Raw genomic sequence first — 4,628 nt, 5'->3', positions numbered from 1 at the left:
GTGGAAGCGCGCCGTGCGCGAATGGCACGCTGTCAGAAGTCAACTTGCCATCATGTTCGAAGACCGCTTCCCCATGGCGTAAGAAAGCGCGTCAGGGCACAAAATTTCACACAGTCTCTGTGATGTGGGTATCGACGAAGCTGTTAGAGAAGCCATAACCATCATGGGCTACCCTCGCTGGAAGCAGATGTGTGAGGCGGCAGTCCGTGCAAACAGCAATGATGGCCTTCAGTCGATTGCTACCGTTGAAACACGTCCAGATTCTGAAGATCAATGAAACGAACTAAAGACTTCTTTTTTAGTGAAAGGACTCCGCGCTGGCAGATATTGCTAGGCGGAGCTTTCGTCATAGCTGCAACGTTCCTTCAGAGTCATTACTTTTATCAGCGCACGCTTCACGACTCAACGATTGAGCGACAACAGCAGCGCGTTGAGTCGAAGGTCGTGGAAATTCAACAGCACTCGATTGATTTTCAGACTTTTGCCAATGCTTACGTTACCGCCGTCTTAGATGGTGCTGAGGATGCATCAGAACGGCGCGATGCTCTAATTGCAAACATCCTAGCTCAAGATGCTGCGGTTGATGTATCTCGCAACCTTCTCGGCCCTGCAGTCGAACCCCAAATTGCAGCATATCGCGCGGAACTACGTAATATGAAAACAGCGGTAGAGCAGGTTTCGGATGTTGTTTCAATGGGCGCCTTTTGGTCTTCAGCATCTGATCTTCTCGTAGCGAGAAATCGACTTCTTAGCGCGCTTGAAGAGCATTACAGGGATGTTGGGCTAATGTAATATTGGTGCACCACCGGTGCGCCTATTCGGGCGCAAGCAAACGTAGATCACCCAAGAAGCTCTCAAGCGTCACAATATCCGCTCGGATACTGGCTGGAAACTTTGCAATCAGGGGCTCGGGCACCACAAGCTGAACATTGGCCTGCGTCATCTCGCGGAACTGAGCCTCGGACACGCCCTCCTGCAAGGTCAGGAGGTGTTTCACCGGAATCCGATCTGCTTCGTTTATCACCTGTCGCCAACGGTCGCGACATGTGGTCTTGGTGGCAAGCATCCGAAGCCGGGCCGCTGGAAAGCTCGGATCACGATAGGCGGCCTGCGTGGGGAATAGAAAATCCGGGCGCCTGCCGGGTTCCGACTGTGGTCCGTGCTGGAAATCCACGCCCTCGCGGAATCTCTCCTCGATCAGGATTTCCCTCGCGTGAAGTTCAAGCGAGCGGCCAGAGCGAGCCTTGCGCCGTTGCAGAACGGTTTGTGCCCGGGCAATAAAGCCGTCCAAGGTCGTGAACCCGACACGGATTGCAGGAAGCTCTATCGCCTCCTCCACACTGCGAAAGATTTCAAACTCACATTCACGGCGGCGCAGAAGGCGCTTGTCGGGGGTGGTGCCGTGTTCGGGCCGAAGCTCGACTGTCTTGCGCACGATCTCGGCCCCGGTCGGGAACTGCGCGAGCCATGCAGGCGGAATTTCGGCCGGTTCAAGCCAGCAACTCGCACGCCCGGCGGCATAGGGCGGAAAGAGTCCAGGTTGCTCGGGCGACCACATGAGAAACCGCCCGGGCTCAATCGGTCCGAACCGCTCCTCGGCAATATCCTCCTCGGTCTCGTGGCGGCACACCCAGACATGGCAGCTTGTTGCGGCACCGTTCTCGTCCAGAGGGAAGGCGAAGACCGCCAGTGCGCCGGTGCTTTCCGGGTCCAGAAGCGCCGAAGCGCCGCCCCCAAAATTTGTCAGCCGAGTTTCGTCGCGGCCGTTCGGCTTCCCTTCGTGACGCTTCGAGTTGTAGTAGATCACCCGCACTTCCCTTGCGTCCATGTGGGAGTCGACGGCCAGTTCAAAGCGGTGATCGGGGTTCTTCTCGTCCGTCCGGTTGATCATCGGAAAGATGCGAAACAGGAAGTCCTTCGGGATATAGGGGCCTGCCTGATGCGCGCCGTTGGCGAGCGTGTCATTGCCCGAAAGGCGCTTAACGAACAGCGCCACCCCGGGCGCGCAGAATACCCCGAGCCAATCCGTTAAATCAGAAACTGCCATTCGCCCCTCCCGCAATCGTTTCTTGTATCGGGCCATTGGCCAGCCAATTCGCTGCCCGGTTAAGCACCTCGTCCACCGGCAACCGCTCGCGTCCCTTGAGGGCACATTCCCAGATTGACAGGACCCGCCACCCATCGGCAAGAAGGGCGGCCTCGGCGGACTCGTCCCGGGCGCGGTTGCCCTCTATCTTCGCCTCCCAGAACTCACGTCGCGTGGCGGGCAGCCGGAACAGATGGCAGCCGTGCCCGTGCCAGAAGCAGCCGTGAATAAAGATCACCGCGCGGCGCCCGGGAAACACTAGATCGGGCGAGCCGGGCAACCGGCGGTCGTGCAGCCTGTAGCGGAAGCCGCGGGCATGGAGTCCGCGCCGAAGGATCATCTCGGGTCGCGTGTCCTTGCCCCGGATTCCCGCCATCATCCGGGAGCGGGTCGCGGCGTCCACTACGTCAGCCAACGAGCGGCAACCGGCTTTGCAAGTGCTCTTGGTCCTGCGCCGCCTCGGCCGCGATATAGGGCAGCATGTGCCGCGCCACCGCCTCAATCACGGGCACGGCTACCGAGTTCCCGAATTGCTTGTAGGCCTGCGTATCGGAAACCGGGATGATGAACTTGGATTCGTGGGGCTTGTCGAACCCCATAAGCCGGGCGCATTCGCGAGGGGTCAGGCGGCGCGGGTTGTTCTTCTCGCCTCGGTCAATCAGGATTTCCGAGCCATCCTTATAATAGCGGGCCGAGAGGGTGCGTGCTGCATCTGCCCTGCCCACAAGTCCGAAACCGAACCCGTTCCCGGCGGCACGGTGCTTGGCCGCGTAGTCTTGCAGATACTGCCAGAGGTGATCAGTCAGAATATATTTGTCGCTCACCCGGCCGCTGGCATCGGTGTAATGCTTGTCGGGCGCTTTCTCGGAACCGTCTTCGGGGTGCAGGATCGTCCCGAGCTTCGGGCCATTGAGCGGCGAAGGCACGTCCAGATCGTCAAAAGAAAAATCGCACTCCTCCCGGAATCCGGCGATAAGGATGCGTTCACGGTGCTGAGGAACGTATCCCTTGGCATTGATCACGCGCGGCGTGGGGACATGATAGCCGAGGTCGCGCAGGGTGCGCATGATCACCTTGAAGGTGTTGCCCTTGTCGTGATTCAAGAGGTTCTTCACGTTTTCCAGAAGGAACGCCTTCGGCCGATGCTCAGCAATAATTCGCACTACATCGAAAAATAGCGTCCCCTGCGTTTCGTCCGCAAAACCGTGGGCACGGCCCAGCGCGTTTTTCTTACTTACGCCAGCGATGCTGAACGGCTGGCACGGGAAACCCGCAAGAAGAAGGTCGTGCTGGGGAATGTCCTTCGCCTCGGTCTTGGTAATGTCACCCGAAATCTCGTGATCGTCATGAGGGAAGTTTGCCGCGTAGGTGGTCTTGGCAAAGCGATCCCACTCCGAGGTGAAGACACATTTTCCGCCCAACGGCTCGAATCCCCGACGAATCCCCCCGATCCCCGCGAAGAGGTCAATGAACCGGAAGGCGGGCTTCTCGGGCTCGGTCGAAACGCGCTTTTTCACGAGGTCTTCCAGCACCACAAGCGCCGCTTGTCGGGGCATGGCCTCGCCTCGCTCCCACCGATAAAGGGTTGCGGGCGAATACCCCATGAGAGGCGCCAGTGCCTCCACAGACAGGCCCGCGCGCTCGCGCAGTCGGGAGAAGTCGGAACGGGGTTCATCAAGCATGCGGCGGTCCCTCTAGGTCGATTTTTCTCATTCTTGCTACATTCGACACGCACGGACAAGAACAAAATAGGAATTTCAGCTAGAAGACTGCGCCACACCGGTAAACAAATGATTGCCGGTGCTTCGGGCTGTGGTGGATAGGGCGAAGGGCACGGCGGCAGCCCGATCAGACGGTCCCAAGAGGCGGAGTCACAGGGCTACAGCACCTCGTCCCACTCGTTCACTGCATCGCCCCAATCCTTGCCGGGCAAAGCGTCTATTTCGGGGTCGAGCGCGCGCACGTCCCAAGGGGTGCCGGACTTAACTCGGATCGTCCCGGGCATTAGGGCATCAGCAATGTGGTCGAGCGTGTTCACAGACACACCGACACAGGCGGCGGCCTCGGCTCGGTTGAGCATCCGGCGGAAAGGGAGCGATATAGCTTTCGAGCGTCCTGTCGCAACACCAAGGTGGAAGGATGACCAGTGGTCGCTCGGGTCCTTCCGGGGTGGGGTGCCCCGTCAGGGGGTGCGCGGAGCCCCGGTTCGCGAAAGTTTTTCAGAAGTCCCGAATTTTGACAGAGATTTTTCAGAATCGAGGGGAAATGGGTTCTTGATTCAAAATTTGCTGTGTAGCGGGAAAGACCGGGGCTCCGCGTCCCCCGCATTGCACCCAAGCGGGAAGGACCCGTCACGGGAACGGCGGGAAGCTCGGGAATGCTGGTAAAGCCGGAGAACTCAGCGAACACCACCCAGACAGCGGGGAGTGTCATGAACTCTGTGTATCTGGTTTGGCCCATGCGGGTTTCAGATACGGTCACGCGTTGAAGCGCTCATCGAACATGATAGCGAACTGATTGCGGGCGGCAAACCATTCCCGGA

4 protein-coding genes are annotated in these 4,628 nt (G+C 58.9%); 1 reads left to right on the top strand and 3 read right to left on the bottom strand.

Going from position 1 to position 4,628, the window contains the following annotated elements:
• Positions 1-273: 273 nt before the first annotated feature.
• Positions 274-792 (top strand): hypothetical protein, encoded by a 519-nt coding sequence (locus ACSR1C_RS20305; RefSeq protein ID WP_460260825.1) that lies wholly within the window; start codon positions 274-276, stop codon positions 790-792.
• Positions 793-814: 22 nt separating this feature from the next.
• On the opposite strand, the gene ACSR1C_RS20300 is transcribed toward ACSR1C_RS20305, so the two are convergent.
• Genes ACSR1C_RS20300 through dcm form a run of 3 tightly spaced genes read right to left on the bottom strand, consistent with a single transcriptional unit; the run spans position 815 to position 3,768 of the window.
• On the bottom strand, positions 815-2,047 hold the full coding sequence (locus ACSR1C_RS20300) for a type II restriction endonuclease (RefSeq protein WP_460260826.1): 1,233 nt from the start codon (positions 2,045-2,047) through the stop codon (positions 815-817).
• Positions 2,034-2,489 (bottom strand): very short patch repair endonuclease, encoded by a 456-nt coding sequence (locus ACSR1C_RS20295; RefSeq protein ID WP_460260827.1) that lies wholly within the window; start codon positions 2,487-2,489, stop codon positions 2,034-2,036. The genes ACSR1C_RS20300 and ACSR1C_RS20295 overlap by 14 nt, the downstream gene beginning before the upstream one ends.
• A 4-nt stretch (positions 2,490-2,493) precedes the next feature.
• Positions 2,494-3,768 (bottom strand): DNA (cytosine-5-)-methyltransferase, encoded by a 1,275-nt coding sequence (gene dcm / locus ACSR1C_RS20290; RefSeq protein ID WP_460260828.1) that lies wholly within the window; start codon positions 3,766-3,768, stop codon positions 2,494-2,496.
• Positions 3,769-4,628: the final 860 nt, after the last annotated feature.

The sequence above is a fragment of the Actibacterium sp. D185-2 genome, assembly GCF_054954595.1.
The sequence above is the reverse complement of the archived record's forward strand: the minus strand, read 5'-3'. Positions and strand labels throughout refer to the sequence as shown.